The 23,157-nt window shown below is 48.2% G+C and carries 24 protein-coding genes; 17 read left to right on the forward strand and 7 right to left on the reverse strand.

What is annotated here, in order from left to right; genetic code table 11:
* Nucleotides 1-9: 9 nt before the first annotated feature.
* On the reverse strand, nucleotides 10-1,221 hold the full coding sequence (locus tag SB24_RS11865; protein ID WP_003151223.1) for an ammonium transporter: 1,212 nt from the start codon (nucleotides 1,219-1,221) through the stop codon (nucleotides 10-12).
* A gap of 252 nt (nucleotides 1,222-1,473) precedes the next feature.
* On the opposite strand from SB24_RS11865, the gene SB24_RS11870 reads away from it, so the two are divergent.
* From SB24_RS11870 to SB24_RS11880, 3 genes are all read left to right on the forward strand, one after another.
* Nucleotides 1,474-2,040, forward strand: coding sequence for an isochorismatase family protein (locus SB24_RS11870; protein WP_032867424.1), 567 nt, complete (start codon nucleotides 1,474-1,476; stop codon nucleotides 2,038-2,040).
* Complete coding sequence (locus tag SB24_RS11875) at nucleotides 2,037-3,401, forward strand: MFS transporter (protein WP_039253540.1); 1,365 nt, start codon at nucleotides 2,037-2,039, stop codon at nucleotides 3,399-3,401. The genes SB24_RS11870 and SB24_RS11875 overlap by 4 nt, the downstream gene beginning before the upstream one ends.
* Nucleotides 3,402-3,564: 163 nt before the next feature.
* A complete protein-coding gene (locus tag SB24_RS11880; protein WP_039253543.1) occupies nucleotides 3,565-5,019 on the forward strand; it encodes an NCS1 family nucleobase:cation symporter-1 in 1,455 nt (484 codons plus the stop codon).
* Between the two features lie 35 nt (nucleotides 5,020-5,054).
* Here the strand turns inward: SB24_RS11880 and SB24_RS11885 are convergent, their stop codons facing one another.
* Both SB24_RS11885 and SB24_RS11890 read right to left on the reverse strand, forming a co-directional pair.
* A complete protein-coding gene (locus tag SB24_RS11885; protein WP_007407563.1) occupies nucleotides 5,055-6,251 on the reverse strand; it encodes an MFS transporter in 1,197 nt (398 codons plus the stop codon).
* Between the two features lie 24 nt (nucleotides 6,252-6,275).
* A complete protein-coding gene (locus SB24_RS11890) occupies nucleotides 6,276-6,689 on the reverse strand; it encodes a MarR family winged helix-turn-helix transcriptional regulator (RefSeq protein ID WP_007407562.1) in 414 nt (137 codons plus the stop codon).
* A gap of 331 nt (nucleotides 6,690-7,020) precedes the next feature.
* Here SB24_RS11890 and spoIIID point away from each other — a divergent pair, with 331 nt between their 5' ends.
* From spoIIID to SB24_RS11910, 4 genes are all read left to right on the forward strand, one after another.
* Nucleotides 7,021-7,302, forward strand: a complete 282-nt coding sequence (gene spoIIID / locus SB24_RS11895; protein ID WP_003151236.1) for a sporulation transcriptional regulator SpoIIID — start codon at nucleotides 7,021-7,023, stop codon at nucleotides 7,300-7,302.
* Between the two features lie 180 nt (nucleotides 7,303-7,482).
* A complete protein-coding gene (gene mbl, locus SB24_RS11900) occupies nucleotides 7,483-8,484 on the forward strand; it encodes a cell shape-determining protein Mbl (RefSeq protein WP_003151237.1) in 1,002 nt (333 codons plus the stop codon).
* Nucleotides 8,485-8,643: 159 nt separating this feature from the next.
* Nucleotides 8,644-9,441, forward strand: coding sequence for a flagellar hook-basal body complex protein FlhO (locus SB24_RS11905; RefSeq protein WP_007614310.1), 798 nt, complete (start codon nucleotides 8,644-8,646; stop codon nucleotides 9,439-9,441).
* Nucleotides 9,442-9,465: 24 nt separating this feature from the next.
* Nucleotides 9,466-10,287: a flagellar hook-basal body protein gene (locus SB24_RS11910; protein WP_032867498.1), complete on the forward strand. Its 822-nt coding sequence runs from the start codon at nucleotides 9,466-9,468 to the stop codon at nucleotides 10,285-10,287.
* A 17-nt stretch (nucleotides 10,288-10,304) separates the two neighbouring features.
* Here SB24_RS11910 and SB24_RS11915 read toward each other — a convergent pair whose 3' ends face one another.
* Nucleotides 10,305-11,369: a tetratricopeptide repeat protein gene (locus SB24_RS11915; RefSeq protein ID WP_007407559.1), complete on the reverse strand. Its 1,065-nt coding sequence runs from the start codon at nucleotides 11,367-11,369 to the stop codon at nucleotides 10,305-10,307.
* 195 nt (nucleotides 11,370-11,564) lie between these two features.
* On the opposite strand from SB24_RS11915, the gene fabZ reads away from it, so the two are divergent.
* The gene (gene fabZ, locus SB24_RS11920; RefSeq protein WP_003151242.1) at nucleotides 11,565-11,990 is read left to right on the forward strand and encodes a 3-hydroxyacyl-ACP dehydratase FabZ; all 426 of its coding nucleotides are present in this window, start codon (nucleotides 11,565-11,567) and stop codon (nucleotides 11,988-11,990) included.
* A gap of 56 nt (nucleotides 11,991-12,046) precedes the next feature.
* A complete protein-coding gene (mscL, locus tag SB24_RS11925; protein WP_003151243.1) occupies nucleotides 12,047-12,442 on the forward strand; it encodes a large conductance mechanosensitive channel protein MscL in 396 nt (131 codons plus the stop codon).
* A 45-nt stretch (nucleotides 12,443-12,487) separates the two neighbouring features.
* On the opposite strand, the gene SB24_RS11930 is transcribed toward mscL, so the two are convergent.
* Nucleotides 12,488-12,898 (reverse strand): YwpF-like family protein, encoded by a 411-nt coding sequence (locus SB24_RS11930; protein ID WP_012118638.1) that lies wholly within the window; start codon nucleotides 12,896-12,898, stop codon nucleotides 12,488-12,490.
* A 172-nt stretch (nucleotides 12,899-13,070) separates the two neighbouring features.
* Between SB24_RS11930 and SB24_RS11935 the strand changes: the two genes are divergently transcribed.
* The 4 genes from SB24_RS11935 to SB24_RS11950 all read left to right on the forward strand — a co-directional run bounded on the left by SB24_RS11935 (nucleotide 13,071) and on the right by SB24_RS11950 (nucleotide 15,708).
* Nucleotides 13,071-13,424 carry a hypothetical protein gene (locus SB24_RS11935; protein ID WP_003151247.1) on the forward strand — a complete coding sequence of 118 codons (354 nt, stop codon included), beginning with the start codon at nucleotides 13,071-13,073 and terminating at the stop codon, nucleotides 13,422-13,424.
* Between the two features lie 97 nt (nucleotides 13,425-13,521).
* On the forward strand, nucleotides 13,522-13,863 hold the full coding sequence (locus SB24_RS11940; RefSeq protein WP_039253548.1) for a single-stranded DNA-binding protein: 342 nt from the start codon (nucleotides 13,522-13,524) through the stop codon (nucleotides 13,861-13,863).
* A 208-nt stretch (nucleotides 13,864-14,071) separates the two neighbouring features.
* Entirely contained in the window at nucleotides 14,072-14,854 is a 783-nt protein-coding gene (locus tag SB24_RS11945; protein ID WP_039253550.1) for a transcriptional regulator GlcR, read from the forward strand.
* Nucleotides 14,851-15,708: a Cof-type HAD-IIB family hydrolase gene (locus tag SB24_RS11950; RefSeq protein WP_039063770.1), complete on the forward strand. Its 858-nt coding sequence runs from the start codon at nucleotides 14,851-14,853 to the stop codon at nucleotides 15,706-15,708. Before SB24_RS11945 ends, SB24_RS11950 begins: the two co-directional genes overlap by 4 nt.
* Before the next feature lie 112 nt (nucleotides 15,709-15,820).
* On the opposite strand, the gene SB24_RS11955 is transcribed toward SB24_RS11950, so the two are convergent.
* Nucleotides 15,821-18,595, reverse strand: coding sequence for a DEAD/DEAH box helicase (locus SB24_RS11955; protein WP_039253552.1), 2,775 nt, complete (start codon nucleotides 18,593-18,595; stop codon nucleotides 15,821-15,823).
* Nucleotides 18,582-20,192, reverse strand: a complete 1,611-nt coding sequence (locus tag SB24_RS11960) for an SWIM zinc finger family protein (RefSeq protein ID WP_020956456.1) — start codon at nucleotides 20,190-20,192, stop codon at nucleotides 18,582-18,584. The genes SB24_RS11955 and SB24_RS11960 overlap by 14 nt, the downstream gene beginning before the upstream one ends.
* Before the next feature lie 203 nt (nucleotides 20,193-20,395).
* On the opposite strand from SB24_RS11960, the gene SB24_RS19990 reads away from it, so the two are divergent.
* The 4 genes from SB24_RS19990 (at nucleotide 20,396) to SB24_RS11975 (ending at nucleotide 22,987) form a co-directional block, all read left to right on the forward strand.
* A complete protein-coding gene (locus SB24_RS19990) occupies nucleotides 20,396-20,539 on the forward strand; it encodes a YwzD family small protein (protein WP_003151259.1) in 144 nt (47 codons plus the stop codon).
* 215 nt (nucleotides 20,540-20,754) lie between these two features.
* Nucleotides 20,755-21,501, forward strand: a complete 747-nt coding sequence (locus SB24_RS11965) for a protein-tyrosine kinase activator TkmA (protein ID WP_007407552.1) — start codon at nucleotides 20,755-20,757, stop codon at nucleotides 21,499-21,501.
* Nucleotides 21,488-22,177 carry a CpsD/CapB family tyrosine-protein kinase gene (locus SB24_RS11970; RefSeq protein ID WP_007407551.1) on the forward strand — a complete coding sequence of 230 codons (690 nt, stop codon included), beginning with the start codon at nucleotides 21,488-21,490 and terminating at the stop codon, nucleotides 22,175-22,177. Before SB24_RS11965 ends, SB24_RS11970 begins: the two co-directional genes overlap by 14 nt.
* Before the next feature lie 45 nt (nucleotides 22,178-22,222).
* Nucleotides 22,223-22,987, forward strand: a complete 765-nt coding sequence (locus SB24_RS11975) for a tyrosine-protein phosphatase (protein ID WP_007407550.1) — start codon at nucleotides 22,223-22,225, stop codon at nucleotides 22,985-22,987.
* Nucleotides 22,988-23,157: the final 170 nt, after the last annotated feature.

Below are 23,157 nucleotides of genomic sequence, written 5' to 3' on the forward strand. Positions count from 1 at the left end.
CTCCTCACTTTATAAGTCCTGATATGCTTTTTCCCCGTGCATCGTTAAATCAAGACCAAGTGACTCTTCTTCTTCACTGGCGCGCAGGGGAATGAACAGACCTACAATTTTAATGATAACGAAAGTGACAATAAATACAAATACATAGGTTGCCGCAATGGCCGCAATCTGCTTCCAGAGCAGTCCCGGATCGCCGTAAAACAGCCCGTTTGCCCCGCCGTCATTGACGGAAGTGGTTGCGAATAAACCGGTCGCGATGCCGCCCCATGTCCCGCCGATCCCATGCAGGCCGAAAGCGTCAAGCGCATCATCATAACCGAAAGTCTTTTTGAGCCAATAAACGCCCCAAAAGCAGACAAGCCCGCCGATGAAACCGATTACGATGGAAGAGAAAGGCGTAACGAACCCGGCAGCCGGCGTAATGGCGACAAGCCCGGCGATAGCGCCTGATACAGCGCCCAGCATGGTCGGTTTTTTATTCAGCATCCATTCGATTAAAATCCAGCCGATAATTCCGGCTGCAGCCGCGGTGTTTGTGTTAATGAAGGCAAACATCGCGATACTGTCAAGCGTGAGGGCGCTGCCGACATTGAAGCCGAACCATCCGAACCAGATGAGCGCTCCGCCCAAGAACGTGTAAATTAAGTTGTGAGGCGAAGCCGCCGTGCCGTCCTTGCGTTTCCCGAGCACAATCGCCAGCACAAGCCCGGCGACTCCGGAAGAAATGTGGACGACGTTTCCGCCTGCGAAGTCAAGAGCGCCCATTTGGCCGATCCAGCCGCCGCCCCATACCCAGTGCGCAACGGGCGTATATACGAGGGAAGCCCACAAAAAGGAAAATACAAGAAAAGCACTGAATCTCATGCGTTCAGCAAATGCTCCGGAAATAATGGCCGTCGTCAGTACGGCAAACGTCATTTGGAACATCATGAACAAGGAATGCGGGATCGTATCACTATAACTTCCGGGTTCAAAGCCGACCCCCTTCAGCCCCGCCCATTCAATCCCGCCAAGCCATGTATTCCCGGGGGCAAAAGCAAGTGAATATCCGTACAAAACCCAAACGACGGATACGATGGCGAGAGAAGAAAAACTATGCATCGCCGTGCTGAGCACGTTTTTGCTTTTTACCATTCCCCCGTAAAACAAAGCCAGCCCGGGGGTCATCAGCCACACGAGTAAAGCGCAAAAGAACATAAATACTGTATCGCCCATCTGCATGTTGTATTCCTCCGTCTCATTCAGAATGTAATTGTGATTAATTCATTATTATAGAGAAAAAAGAACGATAAAACATTTTCATGTAAGGTTATCTGACATGGTTTTTTGCGTTCATAATGCTGCTTTTTCAAATGGGTGCCGTGCGACTTTATATCCATAAAAAGAGCGCCGGAGCACGGCGGAAGAAATCCTGTCCGGGAAAGAGTAAAATAAACGGGGTGAGAAACACTAACTGCATCAGGAGGAATCATTATGACAACATCATTAAATCTGCAATTTGAAAAAACGGCTTTGGTCCTTATTGATTTACAAAAAGGCATTGTGCCGATGGATAAAAGCGGTACCGTTGTGCCGAACGCGAAAAAATTAATTGATGTGTTCCGGGAAAAAGGCGGATTTATCAGCTTTGTGAACGTGGATTTTCATGACGGAGCGGATGCGCTGAAGCCGCTGACGGATGAAGAGGCGGCGGGCCATTCGGCTCCGCCGGCGGACTGGGCTGAATTTGTGCCTGACATCGGAGTGAAAGAAAATGATTATACGGTAACAAAACGGCAGTGGGGCGCGTTTTTCGGCACGGACCTGGACCTTCAGCTCAGAAGACGGGGGATCGACACGATTGTGTTATGCGGGATTGCGACAAACATCGGTGTGGAAAGCACGGCGCGAGAAGCTTTTCAGCTCGGGTATCAGCAAGTTTTCGTAACTGACGCGATGGCGACATTCAGCGATGAACAGCACGAAGCGACACTCAAGTTTATCTTCCCGAAAATCGGCAGAAGCCGGACGACGGAAGAATTTATCACACAGACAAAATGACAATCTCCAAAAAAAGCCGCGTCCTGTTCTTGACAGCCGTGGCTTCGGGGACGATGCTGAACCCATTGAACTCGTCGATGATTTCTCTTGCGCTTCACAGTATTCAGCATGAATTTCACCTGTCGTTTACAACGGTGTCCTGGCTGATATCGTCCTTTTATCTGGCCAGCGCGGTGGCGCAGCCTGTTACCGGGAAGCTCGGTGATATGCTCGGCAGGAAGAAGCTGTTTTTGATCGGGCTTCTGCTTGTTGCTGTCTCGGCGGTCGGCGCGCCGTTTGCGCCGACTTTTATGACTTTGCTGATCATGCGGCTTTTTCAATCGATCGGAAGCAGCGCGATATATCCGTCCGGCGTCGGATTGATCCGTTCAAATATACGGGAGAAGCAGGCTTCGGCGCTGGCCGTCCTGTCAATCTTTGCATCAGCCATGACGGCGCTCGGTCCGACTCTCGGCGGTTTTCTGATCGTTTGGGGAGGGTGGCCGGCAATCTTTTTTGTCAATCTGCCGTTTATCATTCTCAGCTTTTCTCTCGGAATGTATATGTTTCCGAAAGATGAAAAACGCGAGATCGGCGGCTTGAAAGGCGTGCTCCGCCAGCTTGATACGATCGGGATACTCCTGTTTGCCGGAGCGATTATCCTTCTCCTGTCGTTTTTATTGTCCTTCAGTACGAAGCCTCACTATACAGAAGGCGTATTCGGGCTTTTGTTTGTCGGGCTCTTTATCTGGCGCGAGCTGAAAACAGAGAAGCCGTTTATTGATGTCAGGCTGTTTAAAACGCATCGGAAACTATCGTCGGTGTATATTCAATTTATTTTGCTGAATATATTCTTTTACTGCATCTTTTTCGGGCTTCCGAGCTATTTTCAGGATGAAATGCATTTGTCCGTTCAGACAAGCGGGTTGATTATGCTGTTTATGTCGGGCATGAGTATTCTGGTGTCGCCTCTGACCGGAAAATGGATAGATAAGAAAGGGCTTCTTCAGCCGATTGTTGCCGGAACCTGCCTGACCGCGATCGGAGCGGTGCTGTTAACGTTTTTCTTTCTTCAGGCGCCCATGATAGGAAAAGGGCTGATCCTGTCCGTGCTGGGTGTCGGCTACGGCTTCGGAAATGTCACGTTTCAGGCGGCCATGCTGACAACGAGCCCCGCCGACATGGTCGGAACAACGTCCGGCCTGTTTCAGACCTGCCGGTATCTCGGTTCGATTTTGTCTTCTGTCATTTTGGGCATTCTTTTCGGAAAAGAAATTACCGCCGGCCATTTTCATATGCTTGGGACGATTCTTATCGTTGTCGGCGCTGTAAGCCTTTTGATGGCGTTCCGGTTTTCGGTTCTCCTCAAAAAAGCCTCTTAACAGGCGCAACAAAAAGAGACGGGCTCTCCCCGTCTCTTTTTTTGTGTAATGTGCTCAAAAATCAAAACGATTATTGTCGATAGCGACCAATGTTATTTACGGAATTTTCAGTTATATTTTTTCACATGTGATGTAAGAAAAACGTACATGTGGGAGGGAGAAAATGAAAAAAACAACGAGTGATCGGCTAAGCAATAAAGATTTACTGCCTTTAGAAGACGGCGAACGGACATGGAAAGCGGTGAATTTTGCATCCATCTGGATGGGTTGTATTCATAATATCCCGACCTACGCGACTGTGGGCGGGCTCATTGCGATCGGCCTTTCTCCGTGGCAGGTGCTCGCCATTATCGTGACGGCGTCACTGATTTTGTTCGCCGCTTTGGCCTTGAACGGCCATGCCGGAACGAAATACGGCCTGCCGTTTCCGGTCATTATCAGGGCTTCTTACGGAATATACGGGGCTAACATTCCGGCGCTTCTCAGGGCGTTTACAGCCATCATGTGGCTCGGAATTCAAACATTTGCCGGGAGCACGGCTTTGCACATTCTGCTTTTGAACATATGGCCGGACTGGGGGAGTCTCGGCGGAGATTGGAATATACTCGGGCTTCATCTGCCGGGTTTTCTGTCGTTCATTTTCTTTTGGGGCATTCATCTGCTTGTACTGCGGCACGGCATGGAATCGATCAAAAAATTTGAAGTGTGGGCGGGCCCGCTTGTTTATCTCGTCTTCGGCGGCATGGTCTGGTGGGCGATAGATATTGCCGGCGGGCTCGGACCGATTTACTCACAGCCGGGAAAGTTCCACACCTTTTCTGAAACGTTTTGGCCGTTTGCCGCCGGAGTGACGGGCATTATCGGAATATGGGCGACGCTGATCCTGAATATCCCTGACTTCACCCGGTTCGCCGCGTCGCAAAAAGAACAGATTCGCGGCCAGTTTTACGGGCTGCCGGGAACGTTTGCGCTGTTCGCGTTTGCAAGCATCACGGTGACATCAGGATCACAAGTAGCATTCGGAGAACCGATTTGGGATGTGGTGGAGATTTTGGCCCGGTTTGATAATCCTTTTGTTATCGCTCTTTCGGTCATCACACTTTGCATCGCCGCCGTCTCGGTTAACGTGGCGGCAAACATCGTGTCACCGGCCTATGACTTGGCGAATGTCCTGCCGAAGTATATTACATTCAGGAGGGGTGGGTATTTGACCGCCGTTTTGGCTCTGTTCACAATACCGTGGAAGCTGATGGAGAGCGCCACGAATGTTTATGCGTTTCTCGGACTCATCGGCGGGATGCTCGGACCGGTGGCCGGGGTGATGATGGCTGATTATTTTATCATCAGAAAAAGGCGGCTCTCAGTTGAAGACCTTTATTCGGAAACCGGACAGTACACTTATTACAAAGGCTATAATTACCGGGCCTTTGCCGCGACTTTTCTCGGCGCGTTTATTTCTTTGATCGGGATGTACGTCCCGGCGTTCGCCGGCATCTATGATATCTCCTGGTTTGCGGGTGTCATTTTGTCATGTCTCGGTTATACGGCGCTTATGTATATTCATCCTCCTTATGTAAAAGCGGCAAGACGAATCGCGCGGGAAAGAGCGGCCGAATAAAAAAAGCCGGGGGCTGCCCCCGGCTTTTTGTCATATCATTCTGCGATTGAAACGTTTCCGTCCGCTTGAAGCGGCGTTCTTTTTTTCTGGCTCCAGCCATACAGGAGCAAAGCAATCAGGACGAACAGCCCCGCTGCCAGATAAATCGAATGGAATCCGGCCGAAGCGACGAAGAGGCCGAATACATATGACCCGCCGGCAATCCCGCTGTCAAAGAAAGTGAAGAAGGTAGCCGTCGCAAAGCCTGAACGGTGTCCGGGCGAGTTCTGAATCGCCAGCGTCTGCATACACGGTACGATAGAGCCGTATCCAAGACCGATTACGGCACCGGATAAGAGAAGCATGAGGGCGCTGTTTGTCATCGCCAGCATGCAAAGCCCCGCGGAGAACACGATAATCGACGGATAGATGACGATTCCCGGCCCCACTCTGTCAAACAGCTTTCCTGTGAAAGGACGGGCGGCCATCATCGTCACTGCGAAACAGACGAAGAAATAGCCGCTGACATCCAACAGGTGGATCGTCTTGGCATAAACGGATAAATATGAAGTCACACTTGAATAACAGAAAGAAATGGACAACCCGACAATCGCGATTTTAAGCGCGCCTTTTTCAAACATGTCGGAGAAAGAAAAACGGAAGACAGTCGTTCCGCTGTTGTTTTGATCCGGCACACGAATCATAAAAGCAATCAGCAAGCCTAAAGAAACAAATACGGCAAAAATCGTAAAGAAAACCGGGAACGAAATGACTTTCACAAGACTCAGCCCGAGAAAAGGACCGATCGCCATGGCAAGGTTCATAGACATCGCAAAATAACCGAGCCCCTCGCCGCGCCGCTTGGCGGGAATAATGTCAGCGGCAATTGCGCCCGTGACCGTCGTTAAAATGCTGAACCAGATGCCTTGGAAAAAACGCAGTCCGAGCAGCAGATAGAAATTGTGTAGCGGCAAATACAGATAAGAAGACAGGGCGAACAGCGCCAAGGATACAATCGTCATTCTTTTCTTGCCGAACCGTTCAATAATCGCCCCTGAAAAAGGACGGGTAATAATAGCAGATAACAGGAACAGGCTGATCAAAAGCCCTCCTTGCGATTCACTGCCGCCAAGCTCCTGAATCATATAGATAGGCAGCACGGCCAAAAATGTATAAAAGAACACAAAGACAAATAAATTCACGAGTACGACCATAATAAAATCTTTGGTCCAGATCGAGTCAGATTTACTCAAAAGTACAGCACTTCCCTTTCTTTTCTATTTCGTTAAAAACACATTCAGAAACTCAGAAAAAGCTTCCTTATCTCCATCTTGGAAATCCGCAAGCATGTCTTCCTCGAACTTCAGCATCTCTTGATTGATGCTGTCGTATTTCAATTCAGCTTCCTTCGTCAGGACGACGAGCTTTTCCCGCTTGTCTTCTCCCTGTTCCCGCTGAATCCAGCCGTTTTCTTCAAGGCGTTTGATCGTTCTGGTAACGGTCGGCGCCTCTACGTTCAGATAGGACCAGATTTCTTTTTGGGTCATCGGTCCGATCGTTTTTAAGCAATATAGGATTGACCATTGAGAGGAGTACAGGCCGAATGGTTCCAGCCGTTCATTGGCTTTCTTCGTAATCAGGCGGGCGCATTGATTGATTTGATGAATGAGGCGTCTGTTGACGTGGATCATTTCCGTTCTCCTTTTCAAAAAACTTACCTAAGTAACTAATTGTGCTGTTTCATTCTACAGCAGGATCGCGCGGATGTAAACCCCCTGATCAAAAAGCAGAAAATTATGACCCGCCCCTTGTCCTTATTGAGTTTTTAGCATATTCCCAATTCATTGCTAATACACTGTTACAAACCTATCAAAGAGAGTGTTTGAGGTGAGGGATCGTGGGCATATTTCTAAAACCTTCTTATATAATCGGACAACGAAGAAGCTGCATCATCAGTGAATCTGTTACAGAATACGGATCTCATTTCACACTTCTCACATCCAACTGGGGAGGTCGAGTGGTGTGCACGATTACATCAAAGAGCGAACAATCAAGATTGGTAAGTATATCGTGGAGACGAAAAAAACCGTTCGTGTCATTGCGAAAGAGTTTGGTGTTTCCAAAAGTACCGTACACAAAGATCTGACAGAGCGCCTGCCTGAAATCAATCCTGACTTGGCGAATGAAGTAAAAGAAATACTCGATTATCATAAATCCATCAGACATTTAAGAGGGGGAGAGGCGACGAAATTAAAGTACAAGAAGGATGAAATTCTTGAAGGGGAGCCCGTTCAGCAGCCGTAGCGCCTGACGTCTGCCGGGCCCTTTTTTCTCCTCCCGGGCGGTTTCGCGAATATCCGCAAAATTTTGTCAAGAACTTATATCGTTCAGCAGCTTTTTTTTGATAAATTATGATAATATATATAATTAGGGCACAATGTGGATATTTTACTGTGAAACAGATATCAAGGAGGATATAAATAGATGTTTGCAAGGGATATTGGAATTGACCTCGGTACTGCAAATGTACTGATCCATGTAAAAGGAAAAGGAATTGTTCTGAATGAGCCTTCCGTTGTGGCACTTGATAAAAACAGCGGCAAAGTGCTGGCTGTCGGTGAAGAAGCCAGACGAATGGTTGGACGTACACCTGGGAATATTGTTGCGATCCGTCCGCTGAAAGACGGCGTAATCGCAGACTTCGAAGTAACAGAAGCCATGCTGAAACATTTCATTAATAAGCTGAATGTAAAAGGACTTTTCTCAAAACCGCGCATGCTGATCTGCTGCCCGACGAATATTACATCCGTTGAGCAAAAAGCGATTAAAGAAGCAGCTGAAAAAAGCGGCGGAAAGCATGTGTACCTTGAAGAAGAACCGAAAGTTGCCGCTATCGGCGCGGGTATGGAAATCTTCCAGCCGAGCGGTAACATGGTTGTTGACATCGGAGGCGGTACGACAGATATCGCAGTTATTTCTATGGGCGATATTGTCACCTCCTCTTCTATTAAGATGGCTGGGGACAAGTTTGACATGGAAATCTTAAATTATATCAAACGCGAGTATAAGCTGCTGATCGGTGAACGTACCGCTGAAGATATTAAGGTGAAGGTCGCAACGGTTTTCCCAGACGCACGTCATGAAGAAATCACCATCCGCGGCCGTGACATGGTTTCCGGTCTGCCGAGAACGATTACAGTAAACAGCAAAGAAGTAGAAGAAGCCCTTCGTGAATCAGTTGCCGTCATTGTGCAGGCCGCCAAGCAGGTTCTTGAAAGAACACCGCCTGAATTGTCCGCTGACATCATCGACCGCGGCGTTATCATTACCGGCGGGGGAGCGCTGTTAAACGGGCTTGACCAGCTTCTTGCCGAAGAGCTGAGGGTGCCTGTTCTTGTTGCTGAGAACCCGATGGATTGTGTTGCGGTCGGAACCGGCGTCATGCTGGATAACATGGACAAGCTTCCAAAACGCAAACTGAGCTGATGATAAAACCTCATTCTGAAAAAGAATGGGGTTTTTTTCTGACAAACCCTTCACGAACGGGAATGTAAATCCGATAATAAGAAAAAATGCTGATTTTCATTATAGAACAAATGTTCCGGTGAGGCAACTGGAAATAATGCTATTTCAGAGGTGGAAGACTTGTTAAAAGGATTATATACCGCAACGTCCGCAATGATTACACAGCAGAGAAGAACGGAAATGCTGTCAAATAACATCGCAAACGCGAATACGTCAGGGTACAAAGAGGATCAAGGTTCAATCCGCGCCTTTCCCGAGATGCTTCTGAGCCGAATAGAAGGCGACAAAAAAACGAAAATCGGCTCCGTCAACACAGGCGTATACATGCAGGAGCTGAAACCGTTGTTTACGCAGGGAAGCCTGAAAACGACCGATCAGCCGACGGATATCGCGCTTATGGAGAATCAGGTTCCCAAGAATGCCGAAACGAATGAAAACGCCGAGCTGTTTTATCCCGTGCAGACCGCAGGCGGCGTCCGCTATTCAAAAAGCAGCACTTTCTCATTAAATGAAAACAATCAGCTTACGATAAACGGAAACCTTGTGTTATCAACAAACGGACAGCCGATTACAGTCGACAATGAAAAATTCACCGTATCAGAAAACGGAACGGTCACGACAAACGGCCGGCCGGCGGGGCAGATTGATATCAGAATGGAAGAAGACGTGCGCAATCTGAAACGGGACGGCAATGACCTATACAGCACGGCCGACGGCTCTGAACTGCCGAGCGCGGCGGCGAATCCCCAAGTCTCGTATTCATTAAAGCAAGGCGTCTCGGAGCTTTCAAACGTGGACGTGACGAGCACGTATACAGAAATGACGGAAGCATACAGATCATTTGAAGCCAATCAGAAAGTCATTCAGGCTTACGATAAAAGCATGGATAAAGCCGCAAATGAAATCGGCAAAGTGTAACAAAATGGGGGACATTCAATTATGATGCTCAGATCAATGCTGACGGCTTCAACAGCCTTACATCAGCTTCAGCAGCAGATGGATACAGTCAGCAGCAACCTTTCAAACAGTGATACGACAGGCTATAAAGCGAGGGACTCCCGCTTTTCCGAGCTGATCAGACAGCAGTATGACCACATAGATGATAAAAAGGAAAATTCGCCGAACATGCGGAAAACGCCGCCCGGCCTGCGTCTCGGCGCCGGAACGGTGATGACTCCGCAGCTGGACTCAGGGCAGGGAAGCATCAAAAAAACCGACCGTGACCTTGATATCGCGTTCACATCACCTTATCAATATCTTCAGGCAGAAGCGGACGGACGGCGGGTGTATACAAGGGACGGCTCACTTTCCCTCAAGCCGGCCGGCGGAAATGACCGGCTGCTTCAGCTGATGACAGCGGGAGGCAATCCCATTCTCGATGAGAACGGTCAGCCCATACAAATTGACAGTTCGCTGACTCAGCTGAAAATCAGCAAAACCGGAACGCTGACTGCTTCGGACCAGGCGGGAACCCGTTCGCAGACGTTTAATCTCGGCATCGTCAATGTCAATAATCCTCAGGCGCTTCATGCGGAAGGGGATAATCTGTTTTCCGTAAACGGCGCGGGGGCTTCAGCGATTGAAGAGCTTACCGGCGCAAACCGGCAGGCAATCGGTATGGAGCAGGGCGCGCTTGAAAGTTCAAATGTCGATATGTCAAAAGAAATGACCGGCTTAATCGTGTCTCAGCGTTCCTATCAGCTGAACAGCCGCACGATTACATTGGGAGACCAAATGCTGGGCTTAATCAACTCAGTGAGATAAAAGAAGGGGCGTTTTGATCAGCCGCGCATGATAAAAAATGCGGCTTTCTCAAAATCGCCCTTTTTTTTGTAGTAATCAGTAATATCCTGAAGCAGCACTTCCAAATCCACCCACGCTTCAATTTTCTGCAGCTCCAGCACAAGCTTCTGCAATCGGTCGTACGGGTCCTCCTGGGCGGTGTACAGTATGTTGAGCGCGGTCAGCTTCAATTTCATAATCTTGTTCTGCACTTTTTCAGATATGTATAAACCTTTCTGCAGCACGGTTTGTCCTTCGGCGGCAGAGCCGGTTTTAAAAAGTGCTCTGACCGCTTCGTACACACAATGAAGGTAGGAAACGGGAGACTCTTTCTCGAAACGCTGATTGCCCAATACCTTTTTGTAAAAAGGGAGGGCCTCTTTATCTTTTTTCTGGGCGGTCTTTAAAAAACCAAAATTATAATAGGCGTGGCACAGCAGGTTATTGTCATTGATCCGGTCCGTTATCTTTATGGATTCATTGAAGAGCTGTTCTGCGTCGTCATAGCGTGCCTCGTCTATATAATTCACGGCGAGAAGCAGCCGGCAGCTGAGCGTTTTTTTGATGTAGCCGGCTTCATCTTGATAGATTTCCAGCGCTTTATTGACATATTGAATGGAGAGCGCAGGCGACTTCATCATGTAATATGCACCCGCTGTTTTATAATAAAATTCAGCGGCTTCGAAACGGTCCTGAATGGCCGGCAGGTACTGTTCAGCTTCTTTAAAGCGGCAGACAGCACGGTTCGGAGCGCCATTCACCATATGGAATAACCCTTTGAAAAAATAGAAATAATAAGTTAATTCATGATCCATCTCATCTTTGCGCCGCTTCAGCTCGCAGAACAGCTTATTCAGACCGTCTTTTTTCTCAAACAGCAGCTGAAACCGTGCGAAAAACAGCTGATATCTGAGTTTGAGCTTTGCATTCTTTTGTAATTTGGGGAGATGCTGATTGATTTGTTCGTGAAGGGAACGGGCTAGATCGAATTGGCGTTTTCCCATGGCGTCATACCACTCATTCAGCATCACCAGCGTACGTTTTTCAGTAAACTTAGCAATCATCTTCCAACCTCTTTGCATAGGGTAAAAGTCTTTATTTATCATAACACATTAATGGACGAGGCTCATTGCCAGCTGGTTACAGTTTACAGCGCGGTTGAAAAAGAAATTGATTCATAATATACTTCCAAATGTACAGATTGGTTGCCACATATGCCTTCTATACATACTATTGTCGATGAAGGAGATGTCAAGAGAATGCTTGATACTCAGCAAATTAAAGAAATTATTCCCCATCGCTATCCGTTTCTTCTGGTAGACAGAATTACGGAAGTCGAAGAAGGAAAACGGGCGGCGGGATATAAAAATGTGACGGCGAATGAAGATTTTTTCAACGGCCATTTTCCTGAATACCCTGTTATGCCGGGCGTATTAATCGTAGAGGCTTTGGCGCAGGTCGGAGCGGTTGCGATGCTGATTAAAGAAGAAAACCGGGGCAGACTCGCATTTTTTGCGGGGATTGATAACTGCCGTTTCAAAAAGCAGGTAAAACCGGGTGACAAGCTGGAGCTTGAGGTTGATATTACCCGCGCGCGCGGTACGATCGGACGCGGCAAAGGCGTTGCCAAAGTTGACGGCGAGCTCGTGTGTGAAGCTGAATTAACCTTTGCGCTCGGAGAATAAAAGCAAACAAATGGGCTTATAAAAAAGCCCATTTTGTATAGAAAGGGGTGAATGTAATGTGGTCAGAATTTAAAAGCTTTGCGATGCGGGGCAATATCATGGATCTGGCAATCGGTGTCGTCATCGGCGGCGCTTTCGGCAAAATCGTGACGTCGCTCGTTGAAGACATCATCATGCCGCTTGTCGGCCTGCTTCTTGGCGGTCTTGACTTTTCAGGGCTGGCCGTGACATTCGGCGATGCTCATATCAAGTACGGAAGCTTCATTCAAACGATTGTGAACTTCTTCATTATTTCATTTTCTATTTTTATCGTGATCCGCACAATAGGCAAGCTGAGACGTAAAAAAGAAGCAGAAGAAGAGGCTGAAGAAGCCGAGGAAACAGATCAGCAGACAGAACTGCTGACTGAAATCAGAGATCTGCTGAAACAGCGGGCTCCTCACAATGACTAGGGCACAAAAAAAGGCTGGATGATTAACGTCCGGCCTTTTTCATGATCATAATTTTTGTTTAAACGCTTCAATCAGCCGGCTGCCCGAGTAGCCTTCTTTCACGAGCGACTCCAGAATGCTTTCTGATCCGGGGTGGTTTCTTGACACCATTTGACCGTAAATTAAAACTTGTATACTTCTTTCCAGCTCGACGATATTTTTGATGCTTCCCGTCAGCTGGGCGGGGCGGTTGCTTTTTTTCGTAATCGTTACAAACACCTTCGCTTCTTTCTGGCTTTTCATCAGCATGTCAAAAAAAGACAAGTGTTCGGCCGGGACCAGTGCTTCAATTAACCAATGATTTTCTCCGTCCTCTTTATTGATAATCAATCCGTCTAAAAGGGGAAACTGCTCAATCGGCTGATCGTCTTTATCTAAACGTTCCACATTCAGATCAACCAGTTTAAAGGTTTTCATCTCTTATTTTCACCCCTGTTGTCCATGTTTTTCGTTCATTTATTATAACACATATCATTTTTCCCGGGAAAATGCTGTAAGACATGCTTCATCATTTTTGTAGGCGGTCAACATTTAATCATTTCTATTTTTTCATTATAATGTAAAAGAATATGGTCATGGAGAGATGCTTATGAATCAATTGCGCCTGAAGGAAATCTATATAGAAGACGGTTCAAGGCGAAAAGACGATCATTCCTACTTGGTATGCAAAAAGGAAGATTGTGAGGTGCATCTTAACAGAAGGGGAAATGTCGTCTTTTTATATGAAACAAAAGACCGCATGGAACAGTATAAAATTCAGCTTTCACTGACTGATAAAAAGCTGAGTTTTTACTGGTTCGCATGGGACGGCGGAAAGTTTGTCCGCATGTTTGAGAAAGACTGGCTCAAAACGAAACTTTTCTCGCGGCTGCTCAAAAATACATATTACATAAGCGGCCAAAAACAAAAGTTTTTTTTATCAGAAAGAAAAACGAAAACATAAGAGCAGCCTGAACGGATAACGGCTTTATCCGCTTTTTGCTTTCACGAGCCCTTGTACTACAATGAAGCCAGCCTCGAAAAAGAGAGGAGGATACGGCTTGTTTAACCACGTTATGCTTGTCGGCCGGCTGACGAAAGACCCGGAGCTCCGTTTTACAGCAGCGGGCATTCCCGTCGCACATATTACGTTGGCGGTAAACCGCAATTTTAAAAGCGCGTCGGGTGAAACCGGAACCGACTTCGTCAACTGCACCATCTGGAGAAAAAACGCTGAAAACACGGCATTGTACTGCCAAAAAGGGTCAATGGTCGGTGTAAGCGGCAGAATCCAGACGAGAAGCTATGAAAAGACAGCCGGCGTAAAAGTTTATGTGACCGAGGTCATGGCTGATACCGTTCGGTTTATGGATCAAAAACAGAAAGAGCCGCTGGCTGAATAGCATTCTTTTTTCCTCGATTTCCCGCCTTTCAGCGGGCCCCGCAATACCTCCTTCCCACTCGCCAGTCGAAAGACTGGTTTTTTTGTGCGGGAGCTAAAAAATGGTTAAAAAGAAGTGATTTCGCTTATGAATACTTAAAAACATTGAATATATTGGGATAAAAACTTATAATTACTTACAGATAAGTGACGAAAAAGGGAATGAGGACGTGTATCAAGAAGAAAGACTGATTGCGATAATGGAATATTTGAAACAGCATCGGCGGATCACCGCTGATCAGATATGTTCGCTGCTTCATATTTCAAGAGATACCGCAAGAAGGGACCTTGTAAAGCTGAAAGAGCGCGGGGCCATTATCAGAACACGGGGCGGCGCGATTCTGCCGTCGGTGAATCAGGAAGTTCCGGGCTATTCGGGCCGGCTGAAAACCGTTTCTGAAGAGAAAAACAAAATCGGCAAGCTGGCCGCATCCCTGATTCATAAAGGAGACCGGATCATCCTGGACACTTCGACAACCGTGCAGGCCTGCGCGGAGCATTTAAATGTCACCGGCTGCACTGTTATTACAAATTCGATCAATCAGGCCGATATCCTTTCCGCAAAAGAGGGAATTGATATTCACCTGCTCGGCGGAAAGCTCCAGAAGGAACACCGGTTTTTATACGGGGCTTCCGTCGTAGAAAAACTGGGGGATTATCACGCCGATAAGGTGCTGATCGGCGTTGTCGGCATCTCGGAAAACGGCCTGACGATTCCGCATGAAGAAGACGGCATGGTAAAGCGTAAAATGATCCGACAGGCGGAACAGGTGATTGCGCTGAGCGATCACTCCAAGCTTGGCCGTACGAGTTTTTATCAGTATGCAGCTCTGCATGAGATTGACCTGCTGATTACCAATCGGCTGCCTGATCAGGATTTTTGCGATCTGCTCGACCGGCACGGCGTAGAATTGCTTGTAACTGAATCTGAAGAAGAGGATGAGGACATGTGAAACTGATTGCCATAGATCTGGACGGCACACTGCTGAACAGCAGTCATCAAGTAAGCGATGAAAATGAGCGGGCTTTAAGGGAAGCCCGGCAAGCGGGAATTGAAATCGTGGTTTCCACGGGACGCGCGCATTTTGATGTGCACTCCATATTCGAACCGCTCGGCATAAAAACATGGATTATCAGCGCAAACGGAGCCGCCATTCATGCTCCTGACGGCAGCCTGTACCACTGTGATGCGATTGAAGAAACAAGAGCCCGCGGCATTTTGTCATGGCTTGAAGAGAATCAATATTACTATGAGGTGTTTACAAACAAAGCCATCTATACGCCTGAAACCGGCAGGCAGCTGCTCGATATCGAAATGGACCGGGTGAAAAGCGCCAATCCTGAAACCGATCTTTCCGTTTTGGAACAGGCGGCTTCAGTGCAATACAGCCAATCCGGCTTTGCTTACATTCATTCATACCGTGAGCTCTTTGAGAAAGAAGAGCATCTGGATTTTTATAATATTCTCGGATTTTCGTTTGATGAGCGGAAGCTGAAAGCGGGCTGGGACCGATTCAGCGGTCAGAAAGATCTCACCCTTGTCAGCTCTGCCGACCACAACTTCGAACTGGCGTCTCGAAACGCCTCTAAAGGGCAGGCTCTCAAACGGCTGGCGCAAAAGCTCGGCATTCCGATGGCTGAAACCGCCGCGGTCGGTGACAGCTTAAATGACTATTCAATGCTTCAGGCGGCCGGAAAAGGCATAGCGATGGGGAATGCGAGAGAAGATATTAAGGAGATCGCTGATGCCGTTACATTGACAAATGATCAAAACGGCGTTGCGCATATGATCAGGAATTTACTGTGAAAGGTATGGCGATACTGTTCATGACTGGCGTGACGCATTCATGGCAAATGCGGCGTAACAGTAAGGACGACATAAAAGACCGGCTCTTCTGAGAGAGCCGGTCTTTTTGCGTTTAATGTGATTGCGCCGATGCGCTGAGGGTGAATAGTTCTTCAAGCTCAGCGGATGACAGCTCGGTAATCCAATTTTCACTTTGGATAATCTGATCGTTCAGCGTTTGTTTCGTTTCAAGCATGGCATCAATTTTTTCTTCAATCGTTCCCGTCGTAATGAGTTTGTGAACGTGGACGAACCGTTCCTGGCCGATTCGGTAGGCGCGGTCGGTTGCCTGGTTTTCCACCGCCGGATTCCACCATCTGTCATAGTGAATGACATGATTGGCAGCCGTCAGGTTCAGGCCGGTTCCGCCCGCTTTCAGTGACAAAATCAGCGTCGGGTATTCTTTCTTCTGGAACCGTTCGACGAGAGAATCGCGTTCCTGCTTGGATAGGCTTCCGTTTAAAAACTGAACCGGTTCTCCGAATGCTTTTTCCAGGAGGCGCTTCATCATGTTGCCCATCTGAATGTATTGGGTGAAAATGAGGCAGCTTTCCCCTTGTCCGCGGATCACCGCCATTAAATCAAGCAGCTTTTCCAGTTTGACGGATCTCCCGTTTAACAGCTCTGTCTGTTCTTCCTTCAAATAGAGCGCAGGATGGTCGCATATTTGCTTCAAGCGGCCGAGCATGCTCAGAATCAGCGCTTTCCGCTGCATCCCGGTCAGAGAAGCCATATGTTCAAATGTATCTTTGACAAGCTGTTCATAAAGGGATGCCTGTTCGGCTGAGAGCGGGATAAACTCTTTTTGTTCCAGCTTGTCAGGAAGATTAAGCGCCACTTCTTCATCCCGTTTTGTCCGGCGCAGTAAAAACGGCCGGATTAACTGCTGAAGCTGGTTGATTCTTTTTTCGTCACGGTCTTTTTCAATCGGCAGCACATAGCGTTTATGAAAGCCGGTCAGACTGCCGAGATAGCCTTTGTTCATAAAATCAAAGATCGACCAAAGCTCTGTCAGGCGGTTTTCCATCGGTGTTCCGCTCAGCGCGATATGATGGACGCCTTTCAGCTTTCTGATCGCGCGGGACTGCTTCGTATGCGCGTTTTTAATATTTTGCGCTTCATCAAGGCAGATGGTGCTCCATGTCACGGAAGAAAGCTCTTCCTGATCGGCGTGCGACAGGCCGTAAGAAGTAAGAACGACGTCCGCGTCCTGATAGGCCGGGACAAATGCTTCCCCCTTCGGCCGGCGGGGGCCGTAATGAAGCACGGCCTTCAGCTGCGGCGCGAAGGTCTGGAGCTCACGCTGCCAGTTGCCGAGCACCGATGTCGGCGCAATGATTAAGGCAGGCGCTTTTTGCCGGCCGCTTTCCTTCACATGGAGAAAATAAGCGATCATCTGAATCGTCTTTCCCAGTCCCATGTCATCTGCGAGACAGGCGCCGAAGCCGTTTTCCCGTAAAAACAGAAGCCAGTTCATGCCGTACATCTGATAAGGGCGGAGCTGGCCCTGAAACGCGGCGCTGACTTCATGTTCCGGCAGATCCCGGGCTTCCGTCAGTTTGCGGATCAGGCTTCTGAGCTGCTTTGATAATTCGATCTTGATCCCGGCAAATGCCGATGAGTCAATGATGTCCGTGTCCTCGGCTCCGTTTTCCCCGTGATCCATCAGTTCGCGCGCCAGCACGTCGGACATGTGAAGGCCCTCAGATTCCGCTTTTTCCATCAGTTTTTTCATCTGTTTAATAAATTGCGGATCAATTTTCACCCATTGGCCGCGGATGTTGACGAGACGTCTGTTGTTTGCGACAAGCTCATTGAATTCATCCTCTGTCAGCTCAATACCGTTTGTGGCGAATCTCCAGTTGAAATCAAGCAGAGCGTTCATGCCGACGAAAGACTCGCCCCGCGGCGAGGATGACACTTTCGCTTTGAGCATCATATTGCTGTCCCGGACAATCTGCCACCATGATGGGAGAAGAATCTCCACACCCATATCGACAAGCGTCTCACTCGCTTCCGATAAGAAGATCCAAGCCTCTTCTTCAGAAATCAGCGTCGTTCCTGAATCAAACGAAAGCCAGGGAACCGTTCTGCGGAAGCGGTCCTGTTCGCGCGCGATTTTTCCGCTGTATCCCTGCCACGCTTTTTTCAGTCCCTTCAGTCCGTCAAAAAAGGTGATGGAGCCGGTTTTTTTCTCACGTAAAAACATTTCGATTTTCCAGTCGTCACCGTCGAAATCAGGCTCGTTTAATCGGAGCCCGACGGTAAACGGCGTCAGATCGTCATGCCAGCCGATTCCCTCGAGAAAATCATCTTCATCCAAAAAGGAGCCTTTAAACGTATGAACGGCCGGTGAGCGGGTTTCGATCCGCCGCCATTTTTCCAGCAGGTCATCATTGTACTGAATGTAGTCCTGGACCGCGGCTGAGAACCAGTCTGCCGTAAAGCCTTCCAGCAAAAGCTCGCGGTCTTTGAAGCGCAGGACGCCATTTTGCCAAGCCTCATAATCTGGAAGAAAATCGCCGTCGGCAATAAATTCGTATATCGTCGAAGCCGCTTCGATTAACGGTTCCGTTTCCTTTGTCAGCTGCACGGTGCTGAATGAATTGAACGAGTTTTTTCCGAGCAGCTCGACGGTCATCCACGGGCTGAGCAGAACGGCCGGAGTGCCGATGAAGCTGACGTCTTCAAGAAACGTTCCGTAAAAGGTGGACTCATGCCATTGGAACAAATGAGTCTTCATCTGACTGAGAGTAAGCGGCTGCTCCTTCTCATCATGGCTTGACAGCGTAAATGTCCAATCTTCCATTTGTTCTACATGAATGAAAATTTCCTTAAGACTCGCCATCAATCAACTTTCCTTTCTGCAATTCTTCTTGAAGGGCGCGCAGCCTCTTGTAGCTTGCGCTCAGCCGGCTGATATACCGCTCCCATACCTGCTGTTTTTTTGCCTTTTTATAAAGCGTCCGCAGTTTTTTCAGATGGCGCGCAGCCTCTTTATAGGCGCTGCGGTTTTTTTGGTCGATAAAAAAGGCCGCCGCCCGGTGATAGGAGGGGATGAGCGCTTCCGGATCACTGGCGGCAATTTCCTTCAGGATGTCCTTTTCAATTTCCCAGACGGAAAAGCCGACGAGGCTGTGAATCTCCACCCATTCCGCATACCGCCGTTTTTCGTACAGGTACTGGCTGTATTCGGTAAAGGTATAGGGAAGGCAGCCGGAAGCAAACCGTTCAAACAGCTGATCATCCCGTGAGTGCCGCGCATAATCCGCCAATAGCGCAAACAGCTCTCCGATGATGTCGCGCATTTCTTTAAACGGCTTATCAAGCTTCGTATAGTTCACGGCAAGCGGTTCGATCCGGCCATACCAAGCTTTCAGCCGTTTCCAGTCTTTTTTCGCGGTGAGTTCACCGAGCCATTGAAAGGTATACGGCAGCGCTTCAGGAGGGAAGCGGGACATATCTTGGAAGACCGCTTCATCATCTTTTTGCAAAAAGGCCAGATGAAGCCGTCCGAACCGCACTTCCGGCGAAAAACGGCGCCCGCTTTCCTGTTCGAGAATCTCCTGTTCACGCGCAACCCATTTCGGCCGGTTCAAAAGCGCGCTCCACATTTCACCGAATACCCGGAGGCGTTCGTATTGAAAAAGCTCTTCTTTCACAAGCAGTCTGCGGAGCACCGGGGGCGTCCGGTCTAAAAAGGGATCGAGTGAAAAAGACAAAGCGTACGTTTTCAGTCTGTCAATGGAGGAATAAATCGTATCCATCAGCTGTTCCACGTATGGATTGATGCTGTAATAATCTTTTTCGGCATCCAATCTGCCTGACTCAATCAAAGTGAACATGTGAAGCCAGACGGCAAGCGCCGAATGAATCTGATATAAGCTTTTAAGCTCGGGTTTTTTCGGGGCGTGTTTTTTGAGCGCTGACAGATAGCCGTAATAAAGGCCCTGCATCGTCTGGCTTCCGGCCGGCGTCCGCGCCTCCCACAGCGAGAATTCCGAATCAAAAAAAGCGAGCCAGCTTGACAGCGACTCTTCATTCGGCAGCACTTTTTCCTGAAACTGCCGGCGGACAAGCTCCCTGCTTTCCTCAAGCTTTTCTCTTTCCAGCCAATGTTCGGTAAAGGTACCGACCCGCTCGAATTGGGCATATACGTAAAGAAAAACGGCCAGCACGTGGCGGCAGATCGCCTCAGACGGGCATGCACAGCCGCTTTTCACCATGAAAAATAAGTTCAGCGTGACCCTTACAGGCACAACATCCTGCACATATGCGGAAATCTCTGTCGGGGTTTGAACCTGTATACGATAGACGGAATCCTGCCGATATAAAATGAGTGCTTTCTTCATCAGCTGAACATTGTCTTCATTGTAAGGAAGAAGTTCTTTAAGCTGTTCAGCCGCTGCGAGCACATCTTCTTTAGCAATCATATCCTGAAGCATGATTATCGCTCCTAACGAGTCACAAAATAAAAAGATTCCAATTCCTCTATTATATCGCAACACATGGCCCGGAAAAAGTTTTTCCTAAAAAAGGACATAAAAACCCGAATGTGTCGAATGATGTATTAGAGATTGCAAAACAGCACCCGACAGCATATAATAATCTTGTTTTCAATTTAATGGAAGCCGAAAGGAAACGAATGATGAAGAAAACGAAGTTAGATCAAGAGGAGTTTCTGAAGATTTTAATGCATGCGCACGACATTGGTGAGCAGTCCTCTGAGATGACCACAAAAGAAATGCTTGAGAATTTGATTTCTTATATTAAAAATGGATATGCAACATAAAATCCCGCAGGCTCTTGGCCGCGGGATTTTTTAATCTTCCTGTGACACCAGTATTTAAAGCGCTTACAAAATTAAAACAGATTGAAGTGATTGTCTATTTTTGTCGAATTTTGTCATTTGAAAAGGTTAGAAATGACAGTTTAAAACTGTATAATCGTAATTGGAAAAGATCATTGGAGGGAATGGGAATACGCGGAAAGTGATATGGAGGTTATATGGGAGAATCTACAAGCATAAAGGAAATATTCGCAATACTGAGAAAGCGTCTGCTGTTTATACTTATTATTACCGCGGCGGCATCTGCCGCAGGCGGACTCATCAGTTTCTTCGCTCTTACGCCGGTCTATGAAAACTCAACTCAAATTTTGGTCAGCCAATCCAAAAACAATCAAAAAGAAGTCCAATTCAATGATGTTCAAACCAACCTCCAATTAATCAACACGTATAATGTCATCATCAAAAGTCCGGTCATCCTCGATGAGGTGATTAAACAGCTGCATCTGTCCATGACTTCGAAAGAGCTGGAATCGAAAATCACGGTGTCCAGCGAGCAGGATTCACAAGTCGTGACGATTGCCGTGAGGGATACGGATGCTAAGCGGGCGGCCGTTATGGCAAATGCGGTTGCAGCCGTTTTTCAGGACAAGATCACCGCCATCATGAACGTGGATAATGTCAGCATCCTTTCAAAGGCCGAAGCGGCGGACAGCCAGTCACCGGCAGAGCCTAACCGTAAGCTGAACATCGCGATTGCGTTTGCCGCCGGACTTTTGGGCGGAATCGGTCTCGCCTTTTTGCTGGAACATCTGGATAATACGATCAAATCGGAAGAACAGCTGGAATCGCTGCTCGGCATCCCGATCCTGGGAACGGTTACTTCAATCAGTACTAAAGACAGCGTTGCCAAAAACTTGAGGATGGCGGAAACCAAACAAGCGGGGGGCGGACATGTTGACGCGTAAAAAAGACAAACCCGGAAAACGAAGCGTGATTGCGATGTCTGAGCCGAAATCCATCAACTCAGAACAATATCGCACGATCCGCACAAACATTGAATTTTCTTCCGTTGATACGGAGGTGAAGTCCCTTTTGATCACATCCGCCGGTCCGGAAGAAGGAAAATCGACAACCGCGGCCAACCTTGCCGTCGTATTTGCACAGCAGGGGAAAAAAGTGCTTTTAATTGATGCGGACCTGCGCAAACCGACGGTTCATTTCACCTTCAAATTGGACAACGGAACCGGATTAACGTCGCTGCTGTTAAAACAGATGCCGTTTCAGAAAGCCGTCCTGCCGGCTGATGAAGCAAACCTGGATATTTTAACGAGCGGGCCGATCCCGCCTAATCCGGCGGAGCTTTTATCGACGGGTGCCATGAAAGATCTTCTGTCAGAAGCCGCCGAAGTTTATGATAAGGTGATTTTGGATACGCCTCCCGTCTTGGCCGTAGCCGATACGAAAATATTAGGCAGCTACACTGACGGGGCCATTATGGTGATCTCAAGCGGGAAAACGGACAAGGAACAAGCGGCCAAGGCAAAAGAAGCGCTCGATTACTGCCCGTGCAAGCTCCTTGGGGCCGTGATGAACGGGAAGAAACAAACGAAACATTCGGACTACGCCTATTACGGACAATAATGTCATAATGGGCGCGGTCCATTCTTTTTAAGGAGGGATTGAAATATGATAGATATCCATTGTCACATCCTTCCTTCCATAGACGACGGCGCGGCGGATGATACAGAAAGCCTGAAGATGGCGAGAGAAGCGGTCAGACAGGGGATTGATACGATCATCGCGACGCCGCATCATGTGAAATACCGCTATGACACGGACCGGCATACGGTCAACGAAGCGGTCAGCCTGTTAAACAAACGTTTGAATAAGGAAGGCATTCCGCTGACTGTTCTGCCCGGCCAGGAAATCAGAACAGACGGAGATCTGCTGGCAGGTCTTCAAAGCGGCTCGCTTGTCCCGCTCCATGATACAAAGTATGTGCTGGCGGAATTTCCGGCGGATCATGTCCCGGCCTACGCTGAAAGGCTGTTTTATGAACTGCAGCTGAACGGATATGTCCCCGTCATCGCCCATCCGGAGCGGAACAGGGAAATTCGCGAAAACCCTTCCGTCCTATACAGTCTTGTGAAGAAAGGCGCGGCCGCCCAAGTGACGGCCGGCTGCATTGCCGGAGCATTCGGGCGGAAAGCGAAATCCTTTTCGCTGCAGCTGATTGAAGCGAATTTGATCCACTTTCTCGCATCTGACGCCCATAATCTCGGACCGAGAAATTTTTATTATCAGGAGGCGCTCGGCGTTCTGAAAAAAGAAGCAGGGGCGGAGCTGATTTACATGCTCACGGAAAATGCGGCGCTTCTCGCTGAAAACAAAGCCGTTTATAAGGAACCTCCGCTGCCTGTGGCCCGCCGTAAGCGCTGGGGTCTTTTTTAATCGTCGTCTCCATCCCGTTTAAATGAAGCATAAGCGGCTGTTTTGCAAGATGATTCTTTTATGCTTATGCTATTATCAGCGGCCGGCGCCGTTTTTTCCTATCATGACCTCAGGCTTCCGGCATTCAGCCGGCGCCGGGATCATATGATAATAACGGTAAGCTGCCCAGC

Origin of the sequence: Bacillus sp. Pc3 (assembly GCF_000815145.1) — a bacterium.
GTDB lineage: Bacteria > Bacillota > Bacilli > Bacillales > Bacillaceae > Bacillus > Bacillus velezensis.